At 52.3% G+C, this 26,116-nt stretch carries 24 protein-coding genes; 20 read left to right on the top strand and 4 right to left on the bottom strand.

Annotated features, from left to right (window positions below; genetic code table 11):
- Positions 1-13: 13 nt before the first annotated feature.
- Entirely contained in the window at positions 14-1,588 is a 1,575-nt protein-coding gene (gene dnaA, locus QUD59_RS07805) for a chromosomal replication initiator protein DnaA (RefSeq protein ID WP_286240650.1), read from the bottom strand.
- A 642-nt stretch (positions 1,589-2,230) separates the two neighbouring features.
- Between dnaA and rpmH the strand changes: the two genes are divergently transcribed.
- The 17 genes from rpmH to QUD59_RS07720 all read left to right on the top strand — a co-directional run bounded on the left by rpmH (position 2,231) and on the right by QUD59_RS07720 (position 18,136).
- Positions 2,231-2,365, top strand: a complete 135-nt coding sequence (gene rpmH, locus QUD59_RS07800) for a 50S ribosomal protein L34 (RefSeq protein WP_007021587.1) — start codon at positions 2,231-2,233, stop codon at positions 2,363-2,365.
- 28 nt (positions 2,366-2,393) lie between these two features.
- The gene (rnpA, locus tag QUD59_RS07795) at positions 2,394-2,765 is read left to right on the top strand and encodes a ribonuclease P protein component (protein WP_286240648.1); all 372 of its coding nucleotides are present in this window, start codon (positions 2,394-2,396) and stop codon (positions 2,763-2,765) included.
- A gap of 15 nt (positions 2,766-2,780) precedes the next feature.
- A complete protein-coding gene (yidC, locus tag QUD59_RS07790; protein WP_286240647.1) occupies positions 2,781-4,430 on the top strand; it encodes a membrane protein insertase YidC in 1,650 nt (549 codons plus the stop codon).
- A gap of 118 nt (positions 4,431-4,548) precedes the next feature.
- On the top strand, positions 4,549-5,916 hold the full coding sequence (gene mnmE, locus QUD59_RS07785; protein ID WP_286240646.1) for a tRNA uridine-5-carboxymethylaminomethyl(34) synthesis GTPase MnmE: 1,368 nt from the start codon (positions 4,549-4,551) through the stop codon (positions 5,914-5,916).
- 768 nt (positions 5,917-6,684) lie between these two features.
- Positions 6,685-8,580, top strand: coding sequence for a tRNA uridine-5-carboxymethylaminomethyl(34) synthesis enzyme MnmG (gene mnmG / locus QUD59_RS07780; RefSeq protein WP_286240645.1), 1,896 nt, complete (start codon positions 6,685-6,687; stop codon positions 8,578-8,580).
- A gap of 8 nt (positions 8,581-8,588) precedes the next feature.
- On the top strand, positions 8,589-9,218 hold the full coding sequence (gene rsmG, locus QUD59_RS07775) for a 16S rRNA (guanine(527)-N(7))-methyltransferase RsmG (RefSeq protein WP_434025554.1): 630 nt from the start codon (positions 8,589-8,591) through the stop codon (positions 9,216-9,218).
- Between the two features lie 2 nt (positions 9,219-9,220).
- Entirely contained in the window at positions 9,221-10,015 is a 795-nt protein-coding gene (locus tag QUD59_RS07770; RefSeq protein WP_286240642.1) for a ParA family protein, read from the top strand.
- A gap of 3 nt (positions 10,016-10,018) precedes the next feature.
- Positions 10,019-10,894, top strand: a complete 876-nt coding sequence (locus QUD59_RS07765) for a ParB/RepB/Spo0J family partition protein (protein ID WP_286240641.1) — start codon at positions 10,019-10,021, stop codon at positions 10,892-10,894.
- Positions 10,895-11,086: 192 nt separating this feature from the next.
- The gene (locus QUD59_RS07760; protein WP_286240640.1) at positions 11,087-11,506 is read left to right on the top strand and encodes an ATP synthase subunit I; all 420 of its coding nucleotides are present in this window, start codon (positions 11,087-11,089) and stop codon (positions 11,504-11,506) included.
- A 16-nt stretch (positions 11,507-11,522) separates the two neighbouring features.
- Entirely contained in the window at positions 11,523-12,368 is an 846-nt protein-coding gene (gene atpB / locus QUD59_RS07755) for a F0F1 ATP synthase subunit A (RefSeq protein ID WP_286240638.1), read from the top strand.
- 85 nt (positions 12,369-12,453) lie between these two features.
- The gene (atpE, locus tag QUD59_RS07750) at positions 12,454-12,690 is read left to right on the top strand and encodes a F0F1 ATP synthase subunit C (RefSeq protein WP_286240636.1); all 237 of its coding nucleotides are present in this window, start codon (positions 12,454-12,456) and stop codon (positions 12,688-12,690) included.
- Between the two features lie 66 nt (positions 12,691-12,756).
- Entirely contained in the window at positions 12,757-13,227 is a 471-nt protein-coding gene (locus QUD59_RS07745; RefSeq protein WP_286240635.1) for a F0F1 ATP synthase subunit B, read from the top strand.
- Between the two features lie 14 nt (positions 13,228-13,241).
- On the top strand, positions 13,242-13,775 hold the full coding sequence (locus tag QUD59_RS07740) for a F0F1 ATP synthase subunit delta (protein WP_286240634.1): 534 nt from the start codon (positions 13,242-13,244) through the stop codon (positions 13,773-13,775).
- Positions 13,776-13,787: 12 nt separating this feature from the next.
- Positions 13,788-15,332 carry a F0F1 ATP synthase subunit alpha gene (atpA, locus tag QUD59_RS07735; protein ID WP_286240632.1) on the top strand — a complete coding sequence of 515 codons (1,545 nt, stop codon included), beginning with the start codon at positions 13,788-13,790 and terminating at the stop codon, positions 15,330-15,332.
- A 70-nt stretch (positions 15,333-15,402) separates the two neighbouring features.
- Positions 15,403-16,266 carry a F0F1 ATP synthase subunit gamma gene (atpG, locus tag QUD59_RS07730; protein WP_286240631.1) on the top strand — a complete coding sequence of 288 codons (864 nt, stop codon included), beginning with the start codon at positions 15,403-15,405 and terminating at the stop codon, positions 16,264-16,266.
- Positions 16,267-16,302: 36 nt separating this feature from the next.
- Positions 16,303-17,679, top strand: coding sequence for a F0F1 ATP synthase subunit beta (atpD, locus tag QUD59_RS07725; protein WP_286240630.1), 1,377 nt, complete (start codon positions 16,303-16,305; stop codon positions 17,677-17,679).
- Positions 17,680-17,710: 31 nt separating this feature from the next.
- On the top strand, positions 17,711-18,136 hold the full coding sequence (locus QUD59_RS07720) for a F0F1 ATP synthase subunit epsilon (protein WP_286240629.1): 426 nt from the start codon (positions 17,711-17,713) through the stop codon (positions 18,134-18,136).
- Positions 18,137-18,294: 158 nt separating this feature from the next.
- Here QUD59_RS07720 and QUD59_RS07715 read toward each other — a convergent pair whose 3' ends face one another.
- Positions 18,295-19,035 carry a TrmB family transcriptional regulator gene (locus tag QUD59_RS07715; RefSeq protein WP_286240628.1) on the bottom strand — a complete coding sequence of 247 codons (741 nt, stop codon included), beginning with the start codon at positions 19,033-19,035 and terminating at the stop codon, positions 18,295-18,297.
- A 118-nt stretch (positions 19,036-19,153) separates the two neighbouring features.
- On the opposite strand from QUD59_RS07715, the gene glmU reads away from it, so the two are divergent.
- From glmU to QUD59_RS07700, 3 genes are all read left to right on the top strand, one after another.
- Positions 19,154-20,527, top strand: a complete 1,374-nt coding sequence (glmU, locus tag QUD59_RS07710; protein ID WP_286240626.1) for a bifunctional UDP-N-acetylglucosamine diphosphorylase/glucosamine-1-phosphate N-acetyltransferase GlmU — start codon at positions 19,154-19,156, stop codon at positions 20,525-20,527.
- 2 nt (positions 20,528-20,529) lie between these two features.
- A complete protein-coding gene (gene glmS / locus QUD59_RS07705) occupies positions 20,530-22,353 on the top strand; it encodes a glutamine--fructose-6-phosphate transaminase (isomerizing) (protein WP_286240625.1) in 1,824 nt (607 codons plus the stop codon).
- Positions 22,354-22,606: 253 nt separating this feature from the next.
- Positions 22,607-23,518, top strand: a complete 912-nt coding sequence (locus QUD59_RS07700; protein WP_286240624.1) for a LysR substrate-binding domain-containing protein — start codon at positions 22,607-22,609, stop codon at positions 23,516-23,518.
- Positions 23,519-23,567: 49 nt separating this feature from the next.
- Here the strand turns inward: QUD59_RS07700 and QUD59_RS07695 are convergent, their stop codons facing one another.
- Together QUD59_RS07695 and QUD59_RS07690 are read right to left on the bottom strand one after the other, a co-directional pair.
- Positions 23,568-24,296, bottom strand: a complete 729-nt coding sequence (locus QUD59_RS07695; protein WP_286240622.1) for a TorF family putative porin — start codon at positions 24,294-24,296, stop codon at positions 23,568-23,570.
- Between the two features lie 152 nt (positions 24,297-24,448).
- Positions 24,449-26,044, bottom strand: a complete 1,596-nt coding sequence (locus QUD59_RS07690; protein WP_286240621.1) for an alkaline phosphatase — start codon at positions 26,042-26,044, stop codon at positions 24,449-24,451.
- Positions 26,045-26,116 lie beyond the last annotated feature (72 nt).

Below are 26,116 nucleotides of genomic sequence, written 5' to 3'. Positions count from 1 at the left end.
TTGGCCGGTATATTTACGCCGTCAGATGGCGCAGTAAATTCTGATAATCTTCTCTGATATCCGTATCACTCTCACGTAGCTCCTTAATCTTACGACAGGCATGGAGCACGGTGGTGTGATCGCGACCACCAAAGGCGTTGCCGATTTCCGGCAGACTGTGGTTGGTCAGTTCTTTGGACAGACTCATCGCTACCTGACGTGGTCTGGCCACAGAACGGCTGCGTCGTTTTGACAGCAGGTCCGAAACCTTAATCTTATAATAATCAGCTACAACTCGTTGAATATTATCAATACTAACCTGTTTATCCTGCAAAGCCAGCAGGTCTTTAAGAGATTCTTTAATAAATGGCGTGGTGATCGCACTGCCGGTGAAATGGGCATTGGCAATCACGCGTTTCAGGGCGCCTTCGAGCTCCCGCACATTGGAGCGAATCTTCTGCGCCAGGAAGAAAGCAGAATCATCAGGCAGGCGAACCCGCGCTTCTTCAGCCTTTTTCATCAGGATCGCAACCCGGGTTTCCAGTTCAGGCGGTTCAATCGCCACCGTCAGGCCCCAGCCGAAGCGGGATTTGAGTCGCTCCTCAACGCCGTTAATCTCTTTCGGATAGCGGTCGCTGGTCAGAATCATCTGCTGACCGCCTTCAAGCAGCGCGTTGAAGGTGTGGAAAAACTCCTCCTGAGAACGCTCCTTACCGGCGAAGAACTGAATATCATCAATCAGCAGGGCATCGACCGAACGGTAATAACGCTTAAAATCGTTGATCGCATTTAATTGCAGCGCCTTAACCATATCGGCCACAAAACGTTCCGAATGCAGATAAACAATCTTCGCATTTGGATTACGCTTGAGCATCTCGTTGCCCACCGCATGCATCAGGTGGGTTTTACCCAGACCTACACCGCCATAAATAAACAGCGGGTTGTAGGAGACCCCGGGGTTATCGCCGACTTGTCTGGCAGCCGCCAGCGCCAGTTGGTTGGACTTACCCTGAACGAAACTGTCGAAAGTAAAAGACTGGTTGAGATTAGACTGGTGATGACGCAATCCGCCATCAACATCAACCTGACGCTCCACCGGTTCTGGTATAGGTGCAGGAGGCGGGGCAGGCTGAGATACCGGCATATGCATCGGCATCTGAATTTGCGAAGGCACCATCTCCTGAGCGGAGGGCTGGAAAATCTCCTCAGCCTGGGGTGCTTCCATAACCGGGTGTGGTGCCACTGCAGCAGGTTCAGGTACCGCCTGAGGTGCAAACGCAGCAGGAGAAGGTTGACTGACCGCAGGTCGGACAGGCCGGCGACTCATCGCCGGTGGCGCCGGGCGAGGACGCGGAGCCGCACGATTGTTGGCCACTTCCAGCATCACTTCGGTGGCGATATCACCGGTGACATCGCAGACCACCTGTCGGATTCGGGATAGAAACTTGTCGTTCACCCAGTCCCGGACAAAACGGTTTGGCGCGACCAGAATAAGCTGATCAGCACTGTCCGGAGCGACCTGTAACGGTCGGATCCAGGTGTTGTATTGCTGAGCCGGAAACTCGTCCTGCAGGCTGTGCAAACAACGCGCCCATAGTTCCGTAGACATAGGGGAGAAGCCCTTCTCTGTAATCCTGTTTTTTTAGTTTTAATCTCACGAACCAGCGCAGCAAAGGAGCTGCGGTAAGCGAGGGGTTCATGTATGGGTCGATTTTACCGGCTTACGCCACAGTTATCCACAGTAAAAAAGAGTTTTTTTCCTACCTTCAGGTAACAACAGTATCTGAACAAAGCCTTGTCACGCGCGGGCTGGATAACACTTACCCCAGCCTTTTCAGCAGCAAGCACACAAATAGCCCACCTCTTATTCAAAGAGTTATACAGTAGAAGAGTGGGGGTAAACCGTGGGCTGGCAATAGTTATCCACAGAATTCACAGAGTTAGTAACAATTTCCTTCAGCAAAGTGAAAAACAAGCGGGCTTTTAAGTGCTTTTTAAGGCAATCAGATGGACTCTGAATATGCGGATTGGGGAGCAAAAAACGCCGTAGTGACCAGCATTGAGGCCTGACTGAAGCGGTGCCGCGTGGCCTTTTATCCTGTAATCTTCCTTATATAGGTAAAAAACAGGAAATAAACTCAAAAAGAGATTGAACCCGGGAAACAAATTCACTAGAATTCCGCCCTCTATTTTTCCGCGTGGCTTTTTCCGTCACGTATTCATTCATCAAACGCGTTGGCAGGATTGACCGATGAAAAGAACATTTCAACCAAGCGTATTAAAGCGTAAGCGTACACACGGCTTCCGTGCCCGCATGGCTACTAAAGCTGGCCGTCAGGTAATTAACCGTCGTCGCGCTAAAGGCCGTAAGCGCCTGTCTGCTTAATGACTGGCAAGACGGTCTGGTTATTTGAATGACCGAATTCAGATTCCACCGCCGGTTGCGTCTGCTGACCGGCGGGGACTTTCAGCAAGTCTTCGATGACGTACAACTGAAAGTACCAGACCAGCCTATCCTCATACTTGCCCGTCCTAATAATCTGGGCCATCCCCGGCTTGGATTTGTTATTTCCAAAAAAAATATTCGCAAGGCCGTGAAACGTAACCACGTTCGGCGTATCATTCGCGAATCCTTTCGTCTGCATCAGCATGACTTACCAGCCGTGGACATGATTATTCTTGCCAGACCCGGTCTCGGCGATATGGAAAATGATGCCATGCATAAGTTGATGAGAAAGTGCTGGTCACGAATGCGGAAGAAATCAAACAAGTTAAAGTCAACCTGATTGGTCCTTAACCCCATGGATGTACAGCGCATTATTCTCATTGGAGCACTCTGCTTAATCAGCTATATGCTAGTGCTGCAATGGAACCAAGACTACGGTCAGCAGCCTGAAGCACAACAGGCAACCACCTCAATCTCTGCTTACGAAGCCAGCCCTGCCGGTTCTGATCTGCCAAGCGCCCAGCAAACCGCGCAGGCAGGCGATGTACCCGGAACCGCAGAACAGGCAGCGAAACAAGCTCAGTTGATCAACGTTAAAACGGATGTTCTGGATATCATCATCGACACTAAAGGCGGTGATATTATCCAGGTCGCACTGCCTGAGTATAAAGCCAGCTTAGGTTCTGAACTTCCTTTCATCCTGCTTGAGCAGACCACAAACCGTACCTATGTTTCTCAGAGCGGTCTGGTAGGCAAGAATGGTCCGGATGCAAGCACAGAAGGACGGCCTACCTATCAGGTGGAAAAAAGCGAATACCTGCTGGGCGATCAGGAGCAACTGGTTGTTGATCTGAATTACACCGACAAACAGGGCGTACAGATCACCAAGCGTTACACCCTGAGCAAAGGTTCTTACGATCTGAAACTGGAGTTTATAGTAAACAACCAGTCTGAGCAGAGCTGGGCTGCTAACCTGTTCGGCCAGATCAAACGCGATCGCAGCGAAGACCCGACTTCCAGTACCGATATGGGTATGCAGTCTTATCTGGGACCGGTTTTCTCTACTTCCGAAAATACCTATCAGAAGTACGACTTCGATGACGTTGACGAGAAACAGTTCAAGGCAAGCAGCCAGGACGGTTGGGTTGCCATGTCTCAGCATTACTTCCTGAGTGCCTGGATTCCGGCACCGGGTGCGGAGTACAAGTATCAGTCGCGTAAACTGAACGGCAACTACATAGTTGGCTTCCTGTCTCCGGACTTTACCGTATCACCGGGCGAGAGCAAGACAGTAAGTGCTAACTTCTATGCCGGTCCAAAAGACCAGGAGCAGATGGAGCTGGCTCAGGAAGATCTCAAGCTGACCGTTGACTACGGCTGGCTGTGGTGGATCGCTTCACCGCTGTATATGCTGCTGAAGTGGATTCACAATCTGGTAGGTAACTGGGGTCTGGCGATTATCGGTATCACCATTCTGGTGAAAGCGGCTTTGTTCCATCTGAATGCGAAAGCTTTCAGATCGATGGCGAAAATGCGTAAGTTCGGCCCTGAGATGCAGCGTCTGAAAGAACTCTACGGGGACGACCGCCAGAAGATGTCCCAGGAGATGATGAAGCTCTACCAGAAAGAGAAGATCAACCCGCTGGGTGGCTGTCTGCCTATCGTTGCGCAGATGCCGATCTTCATCGCTCTGTACTGGGTACTGATGGAATCCGTTGAACTGCGTCACGCTGAATTCCTCTATCTGGCTGACCTGTCGGTTAAAGATCCGTACTTTATCCTGCCCATTATCATGGGTGTGAGTATGTTTATTCAGCAGATGCTGAACCCGACACCTCCGGATCCGATGCAGGCGAAGATCATGAAGATGCTGCCAATCATGTTCACTTTCTTCTTCCTCTGGTTCCCGGCTGGTCTGACACTGTACTGGGTGGTGAACAACATTCTGTCGATCGCTCAGCAGTATGTGATCAACAAACAGATTGAAGCAGGCACCGACAAGTAGTCTGTCGCTTCTTTTAAAAAAGCCGCTGTCTGATACAGCGGCTTTTTTGTATCGGGTTTATGCCTGAAACTCAGCAAAATGATAAACTTCGCCGAAACAGACCTGAACGAGAACCACCATGTCCCTGACCAGTAAAGATACCATTACCGCCCAAGCGACTCCGCCCGGACGTGGCGGCGTAGGTATAGTCCGGGTGTCCGGCCCACTGGCAAAACAGATCTCAGAACAGGTTCTGAACACCCAACTGAAACCCCGTTACGCCTACTATGGCCCCTTCTTTGATCAGAACGGACAGGAGCTGGATCAGGGGATCGCCCTGTATTTTCCGGGACCGAACTCCTTCACCGGCGAAGATGTGCTGGAACTGCAGGGGCATGGTGGGCCGGTTATTCTCGACCTGCTACTGAAACGGGTGATGCAACTGGGTGCGCGACTGGCAAATCCCGGAGAGTTTTCGGAGCGGGCTTTCCTTAACGACAAGCTCGATCTGGCGCAGGCTGAGGCAATTGCCGACCTGATTGACAGTTCTTCAGAACAGGCCGCCCGTTGCGCTATTCGTTCATTGCAGGGCGAGTTTTCCAGCCGTATCCATGATCTGGTGGAATCCCTGATCAGCCTGCGTATATACGTAGAAGCCGCGATCGACTTCCCGGAAGAGGAGATAGACTTCCTCGCAGATGGCAAAGTGCTGTCTGACCTTGAACAGATTCTGCAGCGGGTCGCGGCTGTCCAGGCAGAAGCCCGACAGGGTAGCCTGCTGCGTGAAGGCATGAGCGTGGTGATCGCCGGACGGCCAAATGCAGGAAAATCCAGCCTGCTGAACGCGCTTGCCGGGCGCGATACCGCGATCGTGACAGATATCGCCGGGACGACACGTGATGTATTGCGTGAACATATCCACATTGATGGTATGCCCCTGCATATTATTGATACGGCCGGTCTGCGAGATGCCCCGGATGAAGTGGAAAGAATCGGTATCGACCGCGCCTGGCAGGAGATCAACAAAGCAGACCGGGTACTGCTGATGGTCGACAGTCAGAGTATCGCAACCGATGATCCGGAACAGATCTGGCCGGACTTTGTGCATCAGTTGCCTGAGTCCAGTCGCATCACCGTGATCCGGAATAAGGCTGATCTGAGTGGCGAAGAGATTGGTATCCGTGAGGCTCACGATCACACCACCATTACGCTCTCGGCTAAGTCTCAGCGAGGGGTAGAGCTGCTGCGCCAGCACCTCAAAGATGCAATGGGTTTCAGCACCACAACCGAAGGTGGATTTATGGCCCGCCGGCGTCACCTTGATGCACTCGAGCGCGCCAGTGCATTGCTGCATACCGGCCTTGATCAGTTGCAATATAACGCAGCCGGAGAACTGCTGGCTGAAGACCTGCGTCAGGCACAACAGGCGCTGGCAGAGATCACCGGTGAGTTTTCCTCAGACGATCTGCTCGGCCGGATCTTCAGTTCATTCTGTATCGGTAAGTAATGAACACCGGGTTATTGCCCGGTTATCCTCAGCAGTTTCAGCAAAATCAGGCCGTTATCCACCGATAGGGGCCATATCCTGCGCCTGTGCCTGGCTAAGAATCAACCACTCTCAGATCACTAATCTATTGATAAGGCTTGAATACCTGCCTTTTCCAACAGATTAATCCAATCTTATTATCAGCTTATCCACAAAAACACCTGAATAATCTGTACAACTTTTCTCTGGATAAACTGGGAGTAATCTCAGGATAGATTTAAAATTATTAATAAAAACAGAACCTTACAATGAAAACCATGGCTCTGAAATAACCACACAGCCATTCATAAGAAAACACACCCGCTATGATATGCACAGAGGGTGTGAATAAACTGTATACCTGAGCGTCGTTAACCTAAGGATAAAACTGTGCATATATCCGGCTGTGGAAAAACACCCGGGATATACACAGCTCGCCACCCGTTTGTGCAGGGGATACCGGCAGTTTACATAACCCGTTATCATTCAGCTAAGCTCATGCTACTAAAGGAAAAAAAAGGGTTATCACCAGAAAAGTGGCTGACCATTAATAAACATTAAAATAAAAAAACATATATTCTCTTTAATCTATTTATTCTTTATATAAGAAAACAGGTCAGACAAAGCTGTATAAAAAATGATCATTCCTAACCGCTCCCCATAAGGGTATAATCAGCGCCCTTTTCAGATCAGATCTTCAACTGTCGCTTGTCTCATAACCGGCAGTCATTCATTAGAGGTAAAACAACGGTGGATTTTCCTACCCGCTATGACGTTATTGTTATTGGTGGTGGCCATGCAGGTACTGAAGCGGCGTTAGCTTCTGCCAGGGCTGGAGCCCGTACCCTGCTGTTAACCCATAACATTGAGACTCTGGGACAGATGTCCTGCAATCCGGCGATTGGCGGAATAGGGAAGAGCCACCTGGTTAAAGAGATCGATGCACTCGATGGCGCCATGGCTCTGGCTACTGACAAAGGGGGCATACAATTCCGCGTCCTTAACTCACGCAAAGGGCCTGCAGTGAGAGCAACCCGTGCTCAGGCTGACCGCATTCTGTATAAAGCGGCTATCCGGCATATTCTCGAGAACCAGCCCAATCTGGAGATATTCCAGCAATCAGCGGATGATCTGATCATTGAAGGCGAGACCGTAAAAGGCGTTGTTACCCAGACCGGTATTCGTTTCCGTGCTGAGTCGGTCGTGCTGACCGCAGGTACTTTCCTCGGGGGTGTTATCCATATCGGGCTGGAAAATCATTCCGGTGGTCGCGCCGGAGATCCGCCATCAATCGCGCTGGCTCAGCGTCTGCGTGAACTGCCATTTCGGGTCGAGCGCCTGAAAACCGGCACGCCGCCTCGTATCGATGCCCGTAGTGTTGATTTTTCTGTGATGCAGGAACAGCCCGGTGATACACCCACACCCGTGATGTCGTTTATGGGTAAACTGAGCGATCATCCGCAACAGATCAGTTGCTATATCACCCACACCAATGAGCGGACCCACGACATACTGCGTAGTGGTCTGGATCGTTCACCGATGTATACCGGAGTGATAGAAGGGGCCGGCCCACGTTACTGCCCGTCGATCGAAGACAAGATCATGCGTTTTGCTGATAAAGATCAGCATCAGGTGTTTGTTGAACCCGAAGGTCTGACCACCCATGAACTCTATCCGAATGGCATCTCGACCAGCCTGCCGTTTGATATTCAACTGGCCGCTGTGCGTTCAATCCGCGGTTTCGAAAACGCACACATCGTCCGTCCGGGTTATGCGATCGAATATGATTTCTTCAATCCGCAGGATCTGAAACATACGCTGGAAACCCGCTATATGAACGGCCTCTACTTTGCCGGTCAGATTAACGGCACAACCGGTTATGAAGAGGCGGGGGCTCAGGGGCTGCTGGCGGGTGCGAACGCCGCCTTAAGAGCACTCGGCAAAGAGCAGTGGTATCCACGCCGTGATGAAGCCTACATCGGTGTACTGGTGGATGATCTGATCACTCTGGGAACCTCAGAGCCATACCGCATGTTTACCAGCCGGGCGGAATACCGGTTGATTCTGCGTGAAGACAACGCGGATCTGCGTCTGACTGAGAAAGGGCGTGAACTGGGGCTGGTCAGCGATGAACGCTGGCAGGCGTTCTCGGAAAAACGTGAGGCGATCGAGCTGGAACAGCAGCGTTTGCGCGAAACCTGGATTCAGCCAAATTCGCCGGAAGCCGACGCGCTGGCGCCGAAGCTGAAAACTCCGCTCTCCCGCGAATACAATCTGGCGGATCTGCTGAAACGCCCGGAACTGGTGTACGGCGATCTGGCCCATCTCAAGGGTGAGGGCGTCAGCGACCAGCAGGTGGCAGAGCAGGTTGAGATCCAGAACAAGTATGCAGGTTATATCGACCGGCAGAAGGATGAGATTGAACAGATGCGCCGGCAGGAAAACACCGCGCTGCCGGATGGGTTTGATTATGATCAGGTAGGTGGGCTGTCTAACGAGCTGAAAGCGAAGCTGAAAGAGGTTCGCCCGGTGACGATTGCTCAGGCTTCCAGAATTCAGGGAATGACCCCGGCGGCGATCTCGCTGTTGCTGGTGTACCTGAAGAAACATCAGTTGGCGAAGACACAGGGTAAGGTGGCCAGTTAATGATCCAGATGAATCAGCCGCAGTGGGAAGCTGCACTGAAAAAAGGCATTGCCGGGCTCAACCTGCAACTTTCTGAGACACAGACCGGGCTGTTGCTGCGTTACCTGAACCTGCTGGTGAAATGGAACAAAGCGTACAACCTGACTGCTGTCCGTGACCCGCTGGAGATGATCAATCGCCATCTGATCGACAGCCTCAGCATTGTTCCCTATATCGACGCAAAACGCCTGATTGATGTGGGCAGCGGCCCGGGGCTGCCGGGGATACCGCTGGCAATCTGCTATCCGCATTTGGCGGTGACAACACTGGACAGCAACGGTAAGAAAACCCGGTTTCAGCTACAGGCAAAAGCCGAGCTGGGCCTGGAGAACTTAACGGTGGTCAACGAACGGGTTGAAAACTGCAATTTTGAACCGTTTGATCAGGTTGTATCCCGTGCATTCGCATCATTACAGGATATGATCAACTGGACCCATCAGCTTTGTCGTGAAGATGGTGTTTTTCTTGCAATGAAAGGATTGTATCCTGTGGACGAACTGTCAGATCTGCCTGACGGTTATGAACTTAAAGCCTGTCACCGTCTCGCTGTACCGGAGACAGAAGGGGAAAGGCATCTGCTAGTTTTGGGGAGACGCTAGGCGTGGCGAAGGTCATTACGATCACCAACCAGAAGGGAGGCGTAGGTAAAACAACTACTTGCGTCAATCTGGCTGCTTCACTGGCCGCAACAAAAAAACGGGTACTGCTGATTGATCTGGATCCTCAGGGCAATGCCAGCATGGGCAGCGGGGTTGATAAACACAACCTTGAGAAGACCGTGTATGAGGTACTTACTGATCAGGTCAACATCCGCGAAGCAATCGTCAAAAACACCCCGGCGGGCTATGACCTGATTGGCTCCAATGGTGATCTGACTGCGGCCGAGGTTGAACTGCTACAGATTCCCCGCCGCGAGTTCCGCCTGAAAATGGCGCTGATGGAACTCAATGATGAATATGATTTTGTGCTGATCGATAACCCGCCCTCGCTGAACCTGCTGACAGTCAACGCGCTGGCGTCATCCTCCGGGGTGATCATCCCGATGCAGTGTGAGTACTATGCCCTTGAGGGGATCTCAGCACTGATCGGAACCATCGACAAAATCAATAAGCGACTTAACCCCTCACTCAAAATTGAGGGGATTCTGCGTACCATGTTTGATCCGCGTATGAGCCTGACCAAAGATGTCTCCGACCATCTAGTGGAATACTTTGGCGACAAGGTGTATCGCACGGTGATCCCACGCAACGTTCGTCTGGCCGAGGCACCCAGCCATGGTCTGCCGGCGCTGCTGTACGATAAGAACTCCCGTGGTGCGGTGGCCTACCTGGCTCTGGCCGGCGAGTTGATTCGTCGTACCCAACTGGAAGAGAAAGAACAATCACAGGAAGCATAACCAATGGCTAAAAAGCGTGGACTGGGAAAAGGTCTGGATGCTCTGCTGTCTAGCGTCAGCGATGTTGAAGAGAAAGTATCAACACAGGAAGCGGAGGGGCTTGAAGGCTATCGTCTGATGCCGGTGGACCTGATTCAGCGTGGACGCTATCAGCCACGGCGGGATATAGAACCTCAGGCCCTCGAAGAGTTAGCCAACTCGATCCGGGCCCAGGGGGTTATGCAGCCTATCGTTGTCCGGCCGATCGATTCTGACCGGTATGAGATCATTGCCGGTGAACGCCGCTGGCGCGCATCGCAGATGGCGGATCTGACCGAGATCCCGGCGATCGTCAAAGATGTGCCGGATGAAGCGGCCATTGCCATGGCGCTGATCGAGAACATCCAGCGCGAGAATCTGAATCCGATCGAAGAAGCGATCTCACTGCAGCGTCTGCAGGATGAATTTGAACTGACTCAGCAGGAAGTGGCCGATGCGGTAGGCAAATCCCGTTCGGCAGTGACTAACCTGCTGCGTCTGATGAATCTGACCGACGAAGTGAAAAAAATGCTCGAGTACGGTGATCTGGAGATGGGTCATGCCCGGGCAATGCTGGCACTGGAACCTGAAATGCAGATTGCAGCGGCGCAGGAAGTCGCGGGTAAAGGGCTCTCGGTACGGCAGGCAGAAGCACTGGTTAAGAAACTGCAGCAAGGCGATACCGCAGAAGAAAAGCCTAAGCCGGAAGCCAACCCGAGACTGGATGAGTTGGCAGGTGAACTATCGTTGCGTTTTTCGACTAAGGTCGCAATCAGTGAAAATGCCCGGGGGCGGGGTAAGATCACGATCAGTTACGATGACAGTGAAGCGCTGAACAGTATTTTGCAGCAGCTCAAATAAATTTGATCTGACTCATACTTTGGCACTGAATTTAGCGATTCAGAGCAGGGCCGGTGCTACGACATTAGTGCAAATGCTGAAACTGACTGTTGTTTCGGCATGCCGAAGCTCATATAATCGGCACGCATTTTTGGGTGCGTACGCGCCAAAACAGGGCGTCATTTTGAACAAGGCTTGAAAAGGTTGCGGCACATGACAGTGGGCAAGGGGAACCGGAAACCGGGTGTCCATAGTCAGAAAACCCGCAACCAGACGTTCAGATTATTGCTGATACAGAGTGTTCTCTGTGGATTCGGCAGCCTGGCCCTGCTTCTGGTCGGCCTTGAAATGGCTTATTCGGCCCTGCTCGGAGGTGGATTGTATCTGCTGCCGACGGCTTATTTTACGCACCGTGCCCTGACGTTTCGTGAGCAACAGACTCCGAGACAGGCACTGGCAGAAATGTATGTGAGCCAAATATGGAAAATGGGACTGACGGCAGCAGGCTTTGCCGCCGTGTTTATCCTGATTCATCCCCTGAATCCATTTTCCCTATTTGGCATGTTCATCCTGATGCAGATTGTTGGCTGGATAGCTCAGATGAACCTGAATAAAAGATTCCTGAAACTTTGAACGAGAGAAACTGAGAATGGCTAGTAGCGACACAGTAACATCCTCAGAGTATATATCCCATCACTTGACTAACCTCACGTTTGGTTATCATGAGAAGTCAGATTCCTGGCGTTTCGTGAACACTGACCCGGCGCACGGTGAAGTCATTATGCCTGCCGATTTCGGTTTCTGGGCAATCCACGTGGATACTATGCTCTGGTCTGTTGGTCTCGGTGTGTTCTTCCTGTGGTTGTTCCGTAGCGTAGCGAAAAAAGCTACCTCCGGTGTACCGGGTGGCACCCAGAACTTTATCGAGACAATCATTGAGTTTGTTGACGATAACGTGAAAGGGATTTTCCACCATAAAAATCCGGTTATCGCACCTCTGTCTCTGACCATCTTTGTCTGGATCTTCCTGATGAACCTGATGGACCTTGTGCCAATCGACTGGGTTCCATACATCGCAGCACAGATGGGTGTGGGTTACATGAAAATTGTACCAACCACAGACCCGAATGCGACGCTGGGTATGGCGTTCAGTGTGTTCTTCCTGATCATCTACTACAGCATTAAAGAGAAAGGAATCGGTGGATTCCTGGCAGAGCTTTCACTGCAGCCAATGGGCAAGTGGATGCTGCCATTCAACCTGTTCCTTGAGATTGTAGGCCTGCTGGCTAAGCCAATCTCTCTGGCGCTTCGACTGTTCGGTAACATGTATGCGGGTGAGATGATCTTCATCCTGATCGCACTGCTACCATTCTGGGCACAGTGGATTCTGTCTGTGCCATGGGCGATCTTCCATATTCTGGTAATTACTCTTCAGGCGTTCATTTTCATGGTGCTGACAATCGTATATCTTGCGATGGCACATGATGATCACTAAGAGCAATTCGTGAACTGAAGCACTGTTTTATTGATTTAACTTTTTTTCAAACTTGAACTTTTAAACTTAATGTGGAGAAAAACTGATGGAAATGGCTAACGCTTTGGTATTCCTGGCTGCTGCACTTCTGATGGGTCTGGCTGCTATTGGTGCTGCTGTAGGTATCGGTAACCTGGGTGGTAAATTCTTGGAAGGTGCTGCTCGTCAGCCTGAACTGGTGCCACTGCTGCGTTCTCAGTTCTTCATCGTAATGGGTCTGGTTGACGCGGTACCTATGATCGGTGTTGGTCTGGGTATGTACCTGATGTTCGCTGTTGCATAAGTAGCTACTCGTTTAACCTCGAGTCTATCGAGTCCTACTTAATTAACAACCGCGAGAGGTAATGGCGTGAATATCAATATCACCATCATTGGCCAGGCCATCGCTTTCTTTATCTTTGTCGTTTTCTGCATGAAATTCGTGTGGCCGCCAATCACGGCTGCACTTGCAGAGCGTAAGAAGAAGATTGCAGAAGGTCTGGACGCTGCAGACCGCGCTGAGCGTGATCTTCAGCTGGCTCAGGAAAAAGCCACTGAAAATATGCGCAAAGGCAAAGAAGAAGCAGCCGCCATCATTGAACAGGCCAACAAGCGGGCTAACCAGATTATCGAAGAAGCTAAAGAGAAAGCTCTGGAAGAAGCTAACCGCGTTAAAGCGGCTAAAGAAGCTGAACTGGAGCAGGAAGTTAACCAGGCACGCGAAGCACTGCGTTCCCAGGTAGCTGCTCTGGCTCTGGCCGGTGCTGAAAAAGTACTGGAAGCTTCTATCGATGAGAAGGCACACGCGCAGCTTGTTGAAAAACTGGCCGCTGAGCTTTAAAGCGAGGTTTAAAGATGGCTGAAGTCAACACTGTCGCTCGGCCTTATACCAAAGCTGCTTTTGAGTATGCTCTGGGTAAGGGAAACCTCGATCAGTGGTCTGCTACACTGGCTCTGGCTGCAGCTGCAGCAGAAGACGAGAAAGTAGCGCGTGTACTGGGTAACCCTGCACTGACAGACGCACAGAAAGCTGATCTGATGATCAGCCTCTGTGAAGAAGCTGATGAAGCGGGTAAGAATTTCCTCAAACTGCTGGCTGATAACAAACGTCTGGCGATTCTGCCAGAAGTCAGCGCACAGTTTGCAAAGCTGAAAGCAGAACAGGAGAAGTCACTGGATATCGAAGTGACGACTGCCTTTGAACTGCAGGATGAGCAGCAGGAAAAACTTGCTCAGGCACTGAAAACTAAACTGGGTCGCGAAGTGGTACTGACCTCTCAGGTGGACAAGTCCATCCTGGGTGGTGCTGTAGTACGCACTGACGACTTGGTGATCGACGGCTCCGTTCGCGCGCGACTCGCGAAGTTGGCCGAAGCGATGAATTCCTAGGGGAATAAAAGCATGCAGCAACTGAATCCTTCTGAGATCAGTGAGATTCTCAAGAAGCGCATCGACACACTCGATGTGACTTCAGAAGCCCGTAATGAGGGCACTGTAGTGAGCGTTTCCGATGGTATCATTACGATCCACGGACTTGCTGACGTTATGTACGGGGAAATGATCGAATTCCCTGGCGGTATCTACGGTATGGCGCTGAACCTTGAGCGTGACTCTGTAGGTGCTGTAGTACTGGGTGATTACCAGGGTCTGGTAGAAGGTGCGACTGCACGTTGTACTGGTCGTATCCTGGAAGTACCTGTTGGTCCGGAACTGCAGGGTCGTGTAGTAGACGCTCTGGGTAACCCGATCGACGGTAAAGGCCCGATCGAAACTAAACTGACTGACGCCGTTGAGAAGGTAGCACCTGGTGTAATCTCTCGTCAGTCCGTAGATGAGCCAGTTCAGACTGGTCTGAAAGCGATCGACTCCATGGTTCCAATCGGTCGTGGTCAGCGTGAGCTGATCATCGGTGACCGTCAGATTGGTAAATCTGCGATCGCGATCGACGCTATCATCAACCAGAAAGGTACCGGCGTTAAGTGTATCTACGTAGCAGTAGGCCAGAAACAGTCTACTATCGCTAACGTAGTACGTAAGCTGGAAGAGCACGGCGCGATGGATCACACCATCGTTGTTGCTGCAGGTGCGGCTGATCCGGCTGCGATGCAGTTCCTGGCTCCGTACGCTGGTTGTACTATGGGTGAATACTACCGTGACCGCGGTGAAGACGCGCTGATCATCTATGATGATCTGACTAAACAGGCGTGGGCGTATCGTCAGATCTCCCTGCTGCTGCGTCGTCCGCCAGGTCGTGAAGCTTACCCGGGTGACGTTTTCTACTTGCACTCCCGTCTGCTGGAACGTGCTGCGCGTGTTAACGCTGACTACGTTGAGAACTTTACTAACGGTGAAGTTAAGGGCAAGACTGGTTCCCTGACCTCCCTGCCAGTAATCGAAACTCAGGGTGGTGACGTATCCGCGTTCGTACCAACTAACGTAATCTCCATCACCGACGGTCAGATCTTCCTGGAAACTGACCTGTTCAACTCCGGTGTACGTCCGGCGATCAACGCTGGTCTGTCCGTATCCCGTGTAGGTGGTGCAGCTCAGACTAAGATCATCAAGAAGCTGGGTGGCGGTGTACGTCTGGCCCTGGCTCAGTACCGTGAGCTGGCGGCATTCGCACAGTTCGCTTCTGACCTTGATGACGCGACCCGTGCTCAGCTGGAGCATGGTCAGTCCGTAACCGAGCTGATGAAGCAGAAACAGTACACGCCAATGTCTATCGCTGACATGGGTCTGAGCCTGTACGCTGCGAACGAAGGTTACCTGAAAGACGTAGAACTGAACAAAGTACTGGACTTTGAAGCGGCTCTGATCGCGTTCTTCAACAGCGAATACGCTGACCTGATGAGCGATATCAACGCATCTGGCAACTACTCTGACGAGATTGCTGCACAGTTCAAAGCTGGTATCGAAAAGTTCAAGTCTACTCAAGCTTGGTAAGAACTCGTTTTGAGTGAGTGATCTGCATGAACTTCATGCAGATCTAACACAAAGCTAAATAGGCGGAACTATGGCAGTCGGAAAAGAGATTAAGACAAAAATTGCGAGTGTGCAGAGCACCCGGAAGATTACCAGCGCTATGGAAATGGTTGCTGCTTCCAAGATGCGTAAAGCACAGGATCGCATGGAGTCATCTCGCCCGTACGCCCGGAGTATCCGTGGTGTAATTCAGCACCTGGCCAAGTCCAACCCTGAGTACAGACACCTGTACATGCAGGAGCGTGAGACTAAGCGCGTTGGTTTTGTTGTAGTGGCAACCGACCGTGGCCTGTGTGGTGGTTTGAACGTGAACGCGTTCAAAGCAGCTGTTAAAAGCATGAAAGAGTTCCATGACCAGGGTGTCGAGATCGACATCTGTGCGCTGGGCAGCAAAGCCGCGTCGTTCTTCAAGAACTACGGCGGTAACGTTGTTGCAGCCAAGACTCACCTGGGTGATGCGCCAGAAGTGGCGGATCTGATCGGTGCAGTTAAGGTCATGCTGGATGCTTATGATGAAGGCAAGCTGGATAAACTGTTCGTTGTATCTAACGATTTCGTTAACACAATGACTCAGCAGCCTGCCGTCTCTCAGGTGCTTCCACTGAAGGCAGAAGAAGATGACACTAAGCTCAATCACCACTGGGATTACCTCTACGAGCCAGACGCAAAAGAGCTGTTGAACAGCTTGCTGGTTCGTTACGTTGAGTCCCTGGTCTATCAGGCCGTGGTTGAGAACAATGCCTGTGAGCAGGCAGCACGTATGCTGGCGATGAAGAATGCAACAGACAACGCCGGTGATATGATCAACGAGCTGGAAATGATTTATAACAAAGCTCGTCAGGCCGCGATTACTCAGGAAATTTCTGAGATCGTGGGTGGTGCTGCAGCTGTTTAATACAGGTCACAGGTTAAATTTTAAGAGGATCCGAACATGAGTAGCGGAACTATTGTTCAGATTATCGGCGCAGTAGTAGACGTGGAATTCCCACGTGATTCTGTACCGAAGGTTTACGATGCGCTTCACGTATCTAAAACCGGCCTGACACTGGAAGTTCAGCAGCAGCTGGGCGACGGTGTTGTACGTGCGATTGCAATGGGTCAGACCGAAGGTGTAAGCCGTGGTCTGGAAGTTGCGAACACTGGTGCTCCAGTATCTGTACCTGTTGGTACAGCAACACTGGGTCGTATCATGGACGTACTGGGTAACCCAATTGATGAATGTGGCGAAATCGGTGAAGAAGAGCGTATGCCTATTCACCGTAAAGCGCCTTCTTACGACGAGCAGGCTGCGTCTAACGAACTGCTGGAAACTGGTATCAAGGTAATCGACCTGGTATGCCCGTTTGCGAAAGGTGGTAAAGTTGGTCTGTTCGGTGGTGCGGGTGTAGGTAAAACCGTAAACATGATGGAGCTGATCCGTAACATCGCGATCGAGCACTCAGGTTTCTCCGTATTCGCCGGCGTAGGTGAGCGTACTCGTGAGGGTAACGACTTCTACTACGAGATGAAAGAATCCAACGTACTGGATAAAGTATCTCTGGTATACGGTCAGATGAATGAGCCACCGGGTAACCGTCTGCGTGTAGCGCTGACTGGCCTGACTATGGCTGAGAAATTCCGTGACGAAGGTCGTGACGTACTGTTGTTCGTAGACAACATCTACCGTTACACCCTGGCGGGTACAGAGGTATCTGCACTGCTGGGTCGTATGCCTTCTGCGGTAGGTTACCAGCCAACTCTGGCGGAAGAGATGGGCGTTCTGCAGGAACGAATCACTTCTACCAAAACAGGTTCCATCACGTCTATCCAGGCCGTATACGTACCTGCGGATGACTTGACTGACCCGTCTCCGGCGACAACCTTCTCTCACCTTGACGCGACTGTAGTACTGTCTCGTCAGATCGCAGAGCTGGGTATCTACCCTGCGGTTGACCCACTGGATTCTACTTCACGTCAGCTTGACCCACTGGTTATCGGCCAGGAGCACTACGAAGTTGCTCGTCAGGTTCAGGGTGTTCTGCAGCGCTACAAAGAGCTGAAAGACATCATCGCGATCCTGGGTATGGACGAACTGTCTGAAGAAGATAAGTCACTGGTAGCGCGTGCTCGTAAGATCCAGCGCTTCCTGTCTCAGCCATTCTTCGTTGCTGAAGTATTCACCGGTGCACCGGGTAAATACGTATCTCTGAAAGAGACTATCAGCGGCTTTAAAGGCATCCTGGAAGGCCAGTACGACGATCTGCCAGAGCAGGCGTTCTACATGGTCGGCGGTATCGACGAAGCGATCGAGAAAGCTAAAGGCATGTAATGCCTTTAGCTAACCTTTACGAGGTATAAATATGGCTATGACTGTTCATTGCGACATCGTAAGTGCTGAAGAAGAGATTTTCTCTGGCCTGATCGAATTCGTATCCGTAACAGGTAGCCTGGGTGACCTGGGTGTATACCCGGGCCACGCTCCGCTTCTGACGGAACTGAAACCAGGCCCTGTCGAGCTACGCAAACAGGGTGGCGAACAGGATATCTTTTACGTATCCGGTGGCTTCTTGGAAGTTCAGCCTCACAAAGTGACTGTCCTTGCAGATACTGCTCTGCACGCGAAAGACCTTAATGAAGCTGCGGCTGAAGAAGCACAGAAACATGCTGAACAGGCGATTGCTGATAAAAATGCTGAATTTGAGTACTCAAAAGCAGCAACTCAGCTGGCTGAAGCTGCGGCTCAGCTTCGTACCCTACAGCAGATTCGTAAGAAACTGGGTCGTTAAGACTCAGCACTTAGAATCCACAGTTCAAAAGGCAGCCTTCGGGCTGCCTTTTTTGTTGGGCCTGCTTTATGTTGGAGACCGGTCTCCGGCTGAGTGATAGCACGTACTCGGCCATTTCCTCGTACCGAAGGAGAGCTCAGGCGTTGCCCCCGGCGTCCCTACAAAAGCCGCCACAGCGTATCAAAGATAATCTTCTGTGCAGCAGCCACCTCCGGTGAATCAATCACTACGGCTGTCGGGTAGTTGCTGGATGCCAGTGAGATAATCGCGCACTTGGGTGGATAGATAGCAATGTAAGCGGCATCCACCTTACCCTCAGTTTTAATCCATTTACGTTCAGAGAGCAGAGCGTCCTCGCCACCATCACCAATCGCAATCGCTCTGACGTTAATACCACGCTGTATGCGCTGATTTGTGAAGTTAGGGAAGGGACGGTAGAGGTGCTGTCGTATCGGCCTGGAGGAGAACACTGAGTAGCTGTCAGAGTCAGAATTACCCACCGTCACCAGAATATCTTTAAGCACCTGTTCAATCCCGTCATCGCCTTCGTAGAAGCTGACATTGGCGGCATTGAAATCCGGCTTCAGGTGCTGCAGCTCGGGAATAATACTTTGCTTCAGCTCCTCCATGGCTCGATCAAGTCCCTGACGCCGTTCTTCGGCAAGCTGCAGAAGGATCTCGGGATCGACCGGCGCAAACAATCGTCGCTTACCTTTCGGCTGGTAGGTGACGATGCCTTTCTGTTGCATCTCTTTCAGGCTTTCATAAGCACTGCCCCGGTTAACGCCGGATTTGTCAGCAATTGTGCGTATAGAACTAGCCCCCAGTGAAAGAAGGGCTTTATAAATCTCAATTTCACGGGCACTGAGGCCCAGCAGAGTAAAGGTATCGTTATTCATACTTGTCATAAAGTTTGTGACAAAAGGGATTGTCTGAATCTATATGTACTTTAAACTGCGCGGTTAATAAAGCTGTAATTAATCATCAGGGCGCTAAGCCACAAGGAAAGTTAAGGCTATGTCAGTAGACGTTGTCATTTTGGCTGCAGGTCAGGGCAGCCGTATGAAATCCAACCTGCCAAAAGTACTTCATAAGGTGGGTGGACGTTCCATGCTGCAGCATGTAATCGATACCGCCTCCAGACTCGATCAGGTCAATACGCATGTGGTGATCGGTCATGGCGCGGAGCAGGTCAGGGAATCGCTGGCCGGGCAGGCGATGAACTTTGCGTTGCAGGCGGAACAGAAAGGAACCGGCCACGCCGTGGCGCAGGCGATGCCAGAGGTTGCGGATAACAGCGTGGTACTGGTGCTTTACGGAGATGTGCCGCTGACACGCGCGGAAACTATGCAGCAGATGGTCGATATCGCCGCTCAGGGTGATCTGGCCCTGCTCACGGTTAATCTGAAAGACCCGACAGGTTACGGGCGGATCGTCCGCGATGAGCGTGATCAGGTGGTGGCCATTGTCGAGCACAAAGATGCCACGCCGGAGCAGCACAAAATTGCAGAGGTAAACACCGGTATCCTTGCTGTAAACAGCCAGTATCTGCAGCAATGGCTGCCGCAGCTCTCCTCAGAGAATGCCCAGGGTGAGTATTACCTGACCGATATCATAGCGATGGCTGCCACTCAGGGATTGCGCATCAGTGCCATTCAGCCCGAAGCCGAGGAAGAGGTGCAGGGCGTGAATAACCGGGTTCAGCTTGCTGAACTGGAGCGATGGTACCAGCGCCAGCAGGCGGAGCTACTGATGCTCAATGGAGCAACGCTGGCCGATCCTGCGCGTATAGATGTGCGCGGCAATGTAAAAATCGGCCATGATATTCAGATCGATATCAACGTAGTTCTTGAGGGGCATGTTGAGCTGGCTGATAACGTGGTCATTGAGCCCAACTGCTACCTGAAAAACTGCAGCATCGGCGCCGGAACCCGAATCAGGGCCAATACTGTGATTGAGGAGGCAAGCATTGCTGAATCCTGTGATATCGGTCCGTTTGCCCGTTTGCGCCCCGGCACTCAACTGGCGGACAAAGCTAAGGTCGGGAATTTTGTCGAAACCAAGAAAGCGATAGTGGGTGAAGGCAGTAAGATCAATCATCTTTCCTACGTGGGTGATGCGGTACTGGGTAAGGCAGTCAATGTGGGGGCTGGCACCATCACCTGTAACTATGACGGGGTTAACAAGTCCCTGACTGAGATTGGCGATAACGCTTTTATTGGTTCCAACACCGCACTGGTTGCTCCGGTTCAGGTGGGCAAAATGGCGACCATTGGCGCGGGTTCTACCATCAGCAAAAATGTTGCGGATGATGCATTGGCGGTCACCCGGGCGAAACAGGCTGAAATTAAAAACTGGCCGCGTCCGCAGAAAAAAGAGAAAGGGAATTAATTATGTGTGGAATTGTTGGAGCCGTTGCCAGCCGTCCGGTTCAGGAGATCCTGCTTGAGGGTCTGCGACGTCTTGAATACCGGGGATATGATTCCGCCGGTGTTGCACTGCAGACAGAGAAGGGCATTCAGCGTTGCCGCCGTACCGGTAAGGTTCAGGCGCTGGCTGATGCACTGCATGACCAGCCGCTGCAGGGAAAAACCGGCATCGCGCATACCCGTTGGGCGACGCATGGTGTGCCAAATGAAGCCAATGCACATCCACATATGTCAGCCGATCAGTTAGCGGTTGTACATAACGGCATCATCGAAAACTTTGAAGAGCTGAAACAGGAACTGCAGGCGCAGGGCTATGAATTCAGCTCCGACACAGATACCGAAGTAATCGCTCACTTACTGGCAAGGGAGCTAAATAAGGTAAGCTCTCTGCACACAGCGGTGGCAAACATCATCGGTCAGTTAGAGGGTGCCTATGCCCTGGGCGTGATCGAAAAGAGTGATCCAAGCCAACTGGTTACAGCCCGTAAAGGCAGTCCGTTGGTGATTGGTGTGGGCATGGGGGAGAATTTTATCGCCTCCGACCAGTTAGCCCTGCTTCAGGTCACCGACCGGTTCATGTTCCTCGAAGACGGCGATGTAGCGACCCTGACAGCCGAGCAGATCATTGTGACCGATATCAACGGTGCAAAAGCAGAGCGCAAGGTCAGCCAGTTTGAGCACGGTGTCAGCGCAGCGGATAAAGGTGAATACAAACACTTCATGCTGAAGGAGATCTACGAGCAGCCTGAGGTGATCAGTGCTTGCCTTGAAGGCCGGATCAGCGGAGATAAATTGCTTGAACAATGTTTTGGTGCCAGGGCGGCGTCGATCTTTGATCAGGTTAAGCAGGTACAGATTATTGCCTGCGGTACCAGCTTCCATGCCGGACTGATCGCCAAATACTGGATAGAAGAACTGGTAGGTATTCCCTGCATGGTTGAAGTAGCCAGTGAATACCGTTACCGCACGGTGGTGATTCCACAAGGTACCCTGTTCCTGACCATTTCTCAGTCCGGTGAAACGGCGGATACGCTGGCGGCACTGCGTGAAGTGCAGTCGCGGGTGCTGGCCTCACTGGTGATCTGTAACGTGCCGGGCAGCTCACTGGTACGTGAATCTGATCTGGCGCTGATGACGAATGCCGGGCCGGAGATTGGTGTTGCGTCCACCAAAGCGTTCACCACTCAGTTGACCGCCCTGATGCTGACCACCATCGCACTCGGACGGCGACACAATCTGGATGCGCAGACCGAGGCGACGATTATCAGTGCGCTGCGCAAACTACCACAGCAGGTAGAACAGGCGCTGGCGATGGATGCGGATATTGAGCAGATGGCAGGTGCCTTTGCTGAGAAGCATCACACCCTGTTTCTGGGTCGCGGTACACTCTACCCCGTAGCCAAAGAGGGCGCGCTGAAGCTCAAGGAGATCTCCTATATTCATGCAGAGTGCTACCCGGCTGGCGAGCTGAAACATGGCCCGCTGGCGCTGGTCGACAAGGATATGCCGGTGGTCGCAGTGGCACCGCAAAACGATATGCTGGATAAGCTCAAGGCCAACCTGCAGGAAGTGCGTGCGCGTGGCGGTGAACTGTTTGTCTTTGCCGGTTCCGACCGGGTACAAGCAGAAGAGGGCACCTATGTGCTGACTATGCCTGAATGTGAGGAAATCATGCAGCCGGTACTCTACACCATCCCGCTGCAGTTGCTCTCCTACCATGTCGCAGTGCTGAAAGGCACCGATGTGGATCAGCCCCGTAATCTGGCTAAATCGGTCACGGTGGAATAAGGTCTCAGCAGCCTCAGGAAAGCCCCTGCAGAGTCGATTTTGCAGGGGTTTTTCTTTTTAGTTGGGTATTTCAGCCAATGCCCATTCGCGTCAGTTGGCTGTTTTCTGAGCAAAAAATTGTCGCTTTCGGTCCTGTTCGGATCGCATTCCATGTTACAAATAGGTTATTGAATGATCTTTTGATTACTTGGTTAATCGCCTGTAGTGTCCAGATAAACACAATAACCCAGCTTCGCAGCGCCGGAACCACAGCATGCGTAATTTCAGGAAAAAACTCCCGCCTCTGGATACCTTGATCGCCTTCGAGGCGGCTGCGCGCCATCTGAGTTTTACTCAGGCCTCTAAAGAGCTGCACCTGACTCAGGCGGCGGTGAGTCAGCAGATTCGCTCACTGGAGGAGTATCTCGGAGAGCAGTTGTTTATTCGTGAGCACCGCTCCGTCTCGCTGACTCAGCAAGGGAGGGATTACCAGCATACGGTGGTGGCAGCGCTGACTCAGTTGGCTAATGCAACGCTGGATATCCGGGTGGTTGACCGGGAAAGTACACTCACGGTGGCGGCGGATCAGTCGATCGCTTCCCTCTGGCTGATGCCCCGGTTGGGCGAATTCAGAGAACGCTATCCGGAGGTGAAACTGCGTCTGGTTTCATCCGATCTGGTGGATGACTGCCTTAATCGCAATGTTGATGTGGCCCTGTTTTTTGGTGAGGGACGCTGGCGTGGCTATGAGTCACTGCGGATCTTCCGCGAGACGGTTTATCCGATCTGCAGTGAGGCGTACATCCGTCAGCATGGACCGATTAACGGGGTTGAAGAGCTGATCCACCATCATCTGATTGAGCTGGAAGACCTCAACTGGAACTCCCTTAACTGGCGGCGCTGGCTGAATGCCAAGCAGGTCGATCTGCCGGTAGAGCGGCTTGGCTTGTCACTGACCAGCTACCCGTTGGTGATTGATGCCGCACGCAATGGTCAGGGCATCGCGCTGGGCTGGAAGCATCTGATCAGTGCGGAGACTGAACATGAAGTGCCGTTGCTTAATCCCGTAGGTGAGTCAGTAGAAACCGATTTTGGTTATTACCTGATCTGGCATAAGGAGCGTAAGTTGTCGCAGGAGGCAACCGCCTTTATCGAGTGGATTCGGGAGCATCTGGAAACCTGCTGATCAGTGTGACCGGAACCCGAAGAGGAGAGGGCTCCGGTCTTGAGCTTAGTTACTCGAAGGTACGGCTGATACTCAGGAATACCCGGCCATCGGCCACATCAAAGGTGTCGAATGCCTGATCCGCATCGGTGTCGGTATACCCCAGCGCCATATCAAATCCGCCGACCGACTTGCTCAGTGTCGCGCCCCAGTGGTTGATCTCGTTATCGCCAAACCAGTAAACATCCTGACCATTCCCGCTATCCAGCAACTCCGTATGCGAGGCTTCCAGCGTCAGGCTCAGATCATGGCCCAGATCGATGCTATGGCTGAGCATCAGCAGATAGGAGCCGCCTACATCGAACGAGTAATTATCGGAGTAGGCCAGTTTCAGGGTCGTGTTGCCTTTGTAGGTCAGGGAGCCATAAAACTCGCCATAATCTGATTCAAAGCCATCATCATCAGCTCCGGGGTAGGTGTAGTAGGCATAGCCCAGATCAAAGCTCAGGTCGTCATTGATCGTTCCGGCATAACCGGCATACAGATCGAACTCCAGCTCGGCATCAGGCAGACCCGCCGGTGTAAAGTCGATCTGGGAGGCGAAAGCACCGACATAAAATCCGGCGTCGTTATACCAGTCGACGCTGCCCTGCAACGCCGGATTACTGTCTGTCTGGCTGACACCGTTATAGACGTAATCGGAAACCACGCTCGCCGTGGCAGAGACTTCTGCCTGACTGGAGGTGGTGGCAGCGCAGAGCGCCAGAGCAAAGCTAAGTGATGTTATTTTTGTTCTCATGGTAAAACCCTTCTCAGGTTATTTTTAGTCAGATTAAAGGCCGCGCATCAGGCTACAGGGGCTTGCACCAGACGAGCGGCGGGAAGGGCAGTGGCTTATCCACTGCCCGGCTGGTTAATGGTTGTTAAGGTTTTTGCAACGACTGGCGGCGCTTAATTCGCCTGAATCGTCTGGATCACCCGGTTCGCCCAGTCGGTGGTATGCATCAGGCCGTCGAAGTCGCGGGTGACGCTATCCGGCCCCCAGGCCACTACCGGCACGGGGGTATTGGTATGAGTACCGGTGGCCCAGACGGTGTTTTGCTGTTTCCCGACAACGCTGGCTAGCAGGTTGTGACGCACGCCCGCGCCATAAACGAAGAACTCTTTGAATTCATTCACCTTAGGGAAGGTCTTACTGCCCAGATAACCGTGCCCCTCAACGTAATATTCGTGAGGTTCGGTGGTCAGCACCTTCGCGGCTTCCGCTTCTGTAATCGGGAATTGGGTATACTGATTCACCAGCCGGCTGAGGCTGGCCGGGGTTTGCTCTGTTTCAGGCAGCGCATCGAACTCGACGAAGATATCTTCGTAGGAAGCCCGCTGTTGGTAGAGCTTGTCCAGCGTATCGTAACTGCCGAAATTGTAGTTAGGCTTGAAGGCAGCCCCTTTGAAGACATCGCCTTTGAGGTCCCGGCCTTCAGGCAGATTATTGCGTGAGTAACTGAAACCGAAGCCACCGGTTTCATGGTCTGCAGTGATGATAATCAGTGTGTCATCGCGTTCTTTTGCCCAGTCATGCAGGTACGCTACCGTGCGGTCCATCTTCAGCATTTCGTGCAGCATATAGCCTGTATCGTTGTCGTGAGCTGCCCAGTCGATCAGGCCTGATTCGACCATCAGGAAGAAGCCCTTGTCGTTTTTCTCCAGCACGGAAAGCGCTTTAGCGGTCATCTCCTGCAGAGTCGGAGTGGAGCGTTCCGGGTCGTTAAGGCTGTGTGATTCCTCAATGCCGTTCAGGGTGCGGGAGTAAGCAAACAGGCCGAGCAGTTTATCGCCACTGGCCGCCTGCAACTGCGCCTTGTTGAAGGCTAACTGATAACCCTGTGATTGCGCTTGCTTCAGCAGGTTGCGTTCATCCTTACGTTTGGATTTGATCCGCACACTGCCGGCGGTCAGTTGTTGCAGTGCCTGATGGCTTTCGCCAGCCTTGTCGTTAGCCGATTTTGGAATCCAGTGGCGCAGGCCACCGCCGAGCATCACATCCACCTGTGTACCGAGCATATCTTCGGCGATCTCATTCTCTTTTGAACGGTGGGTCTGGTGAGCGGCAAAGCCGGCCGGAGTGGCATGGGTTACCCGGGTATCACTGACCAGCCCTGTGGCCATACCTTTTTTCCGGGCCAGCTCGAGCATGGTTTCAGTGGCGTCACCGTGCTGGTCGGCACCGACCATCTCCGAGCCCGCCAGAGTACCACTGGCAAACTGGGTAGCTGAAGCCGCTGAATCCACCACCAGCGCGTTTGCCGGATCGGTGTAGGCCAGACCCAGTTCACCTTCGCGGGCGATCTTCTCCCAGGCACTGATCCGGTTTTTAGCCTGATAGTCAGCGCCCGGTGCGTGTTTGACATAGGAGTTGAGCAGACCGATCTGCTGTGCGCCCATGCCATCGCCGATAACGACGATCACATTTTTAATGTCGCCGGCGCAGGCACAGCTTGCCGAAAGACAGGCAGCGCCCAGTGCGGCTGTCCATTTACCTAAACTCATGGGTGTTCCCTCTTTTCTGGCCCGCCCGCAGCCGGGGCTCTGATCTCCGGGCGTGCGGGGGGAGCGGCAGGG

Source organism: Neptuniibacter halophilus (assembly GCF_030295765.1).
GTDB lineage: Bacteria > Pseudomonadota > Gammaproteobacteria > Pseudomonadales > Balneatricaceae > Neptuniibacter > Neptuniibacter halophilus.
Note: the sequence above shows the minus strand (reverse complement) of the source record. Positions and strands in the feature narration are given on the sequence as shown.

Bases quoted from the DNA above. Each gene is read 5' to 3' on its own strand.
- atpB (WP_286240638.1), top strand. From the start codon at position 11,523: ATGGCTAGTAGCGACACAGTAACATCCTCAGAGTATATATCCCATCAC.
- mnmE (WP_286240646.1), top strand. From the start codon at position 4,549: ATGTCCCTGACCAGTAAAGATACCATTACCGCCCAAGCGACTCCGCCC.
- atpG (WP_286240631.1), top strand. From the start codon at position 15,403: ATGGCAGTCGGAAAAGAGATTAAGACAAAAATTGCGAGTGTGCAGAGC.
- QUD59_RS07695 (WP_286240622.1), bottom strand. From the start codon at position 24,296: ATGAGAACAAAAATAACATCACTTAGCTTTGCTCTGGCGCTCTGCGCT.
- QUD59_RS07760 (WP_286240640.1), top strand. From the start codon at position 11,087: ATGACAGTGGGCAAGGGGAACCGGAAACCGGGTGTCCATAGTCAGAAA.
- QUD59_RS07715 (WP_286240628.1), bottom strand. From the start codon at position 19,035: ATGAATAACGATACCTTTACTCTGCTGGGCCTCAGTGCCCGTGAAATT.
- atpE (WP_286240636.1), top strand. From the start codon at position 12,454: ATGGAAATGGCTAACGCTTTGGTATTCCTGGCTGCTGCACTTCTGATG.
- rnpA (WP_286240648.1), top strand. From the start codon at position 2,394: ATGACCGAATTCAGATTCCACCGCCGGTTGCGTCTGCTGACCGGCGGG.
- rsmG (WP_434025554.1), top strand. From the start codon at position 8,589: ATGAATCAGCCGCAGTGGGAAGCTGCACTGAAAAAAGGCATTGCCGGG.
- rpmH (WP_007021587.1), top strand. From the start codon at position 2,231: ATGAAAAGAACATTTCAACCAAGCGTATTAAAGCGTAAGCGTACACAC.
- QUD59_RS07690 (WP_286240621.1), bottom strand. From the start codon at position 26,044: ATGAGTTTAGGTAAATGGACAGCCGCACTGGGCGCTGCCTGTCTTTCG.
- atpD (WP_286240630.1), top strand. From the start codon at position 16,303: ATGAGTAGCGGAACTATTGTTCAGATTATCGGCGCAGTAGTAGACGTG.
- dnaA (WP_286240650.1), bottom strand. From the start codon at position 1,588: ATGTCTACGGAACTATGGGCGCGTTGTTTGCACAGCCTGCAGGACGAG.
- QUD59_RS07740 (WP_286240634.1), top strand. From the start codon at position 13,242: ATGGCTGAAGTCAACACTGTCGCTCGGCCTTATACCAAAGCTGCTTTT.
- glmS (WP_286240625.1), top strand. From the start codon at position 20,530: ATGTGTGGAATTGTTGGAGCCGTTGCCAGCCGTCCGGTTCAGGAGATC.
- atpA (WP_286240632.1), top strand. From the start codon at position 13,788: ATGCAGCAACTGAATCCTTCTGAGATCAGTGAGATTCTCAAGAAGCGC.
- yidC (WP_286240647.1), top strand. From the start codon at position 2,781: ATGGATGTACAGCGCATTATTCTCATTGGAGCACTCTGCTTAATCAGC.
- QUD59_RS07720 (WP_286240629.1), top strand. From the start codon at position 17,711: ATGGCTATGACTGTTCATTGCGACATCGTAAGTGCTGAAGAAGAGATT.
- QUD59_RS07765 (WP_286240641.1), top strand. From the start codon at position 10,019: ATGGCTAAAAAGCGTGGACTGGGAAAAGGTCTGGATGCTCTGCTGTCT.
- QUD59_RS07700 (WP_286240624.1), top strand. From the start codon at position 22,607: ATGCGTAATTTCAGGAAAAAACTCCCGCCTCTGGATACCTTGATCGCC.
- glmU (WP_286240626.1), top strand. From the start codon at position 19,154: ATGTCAGTAGACGTTGTCATTTTGGCTGCAGGTCAGGGCAGCCGTATG.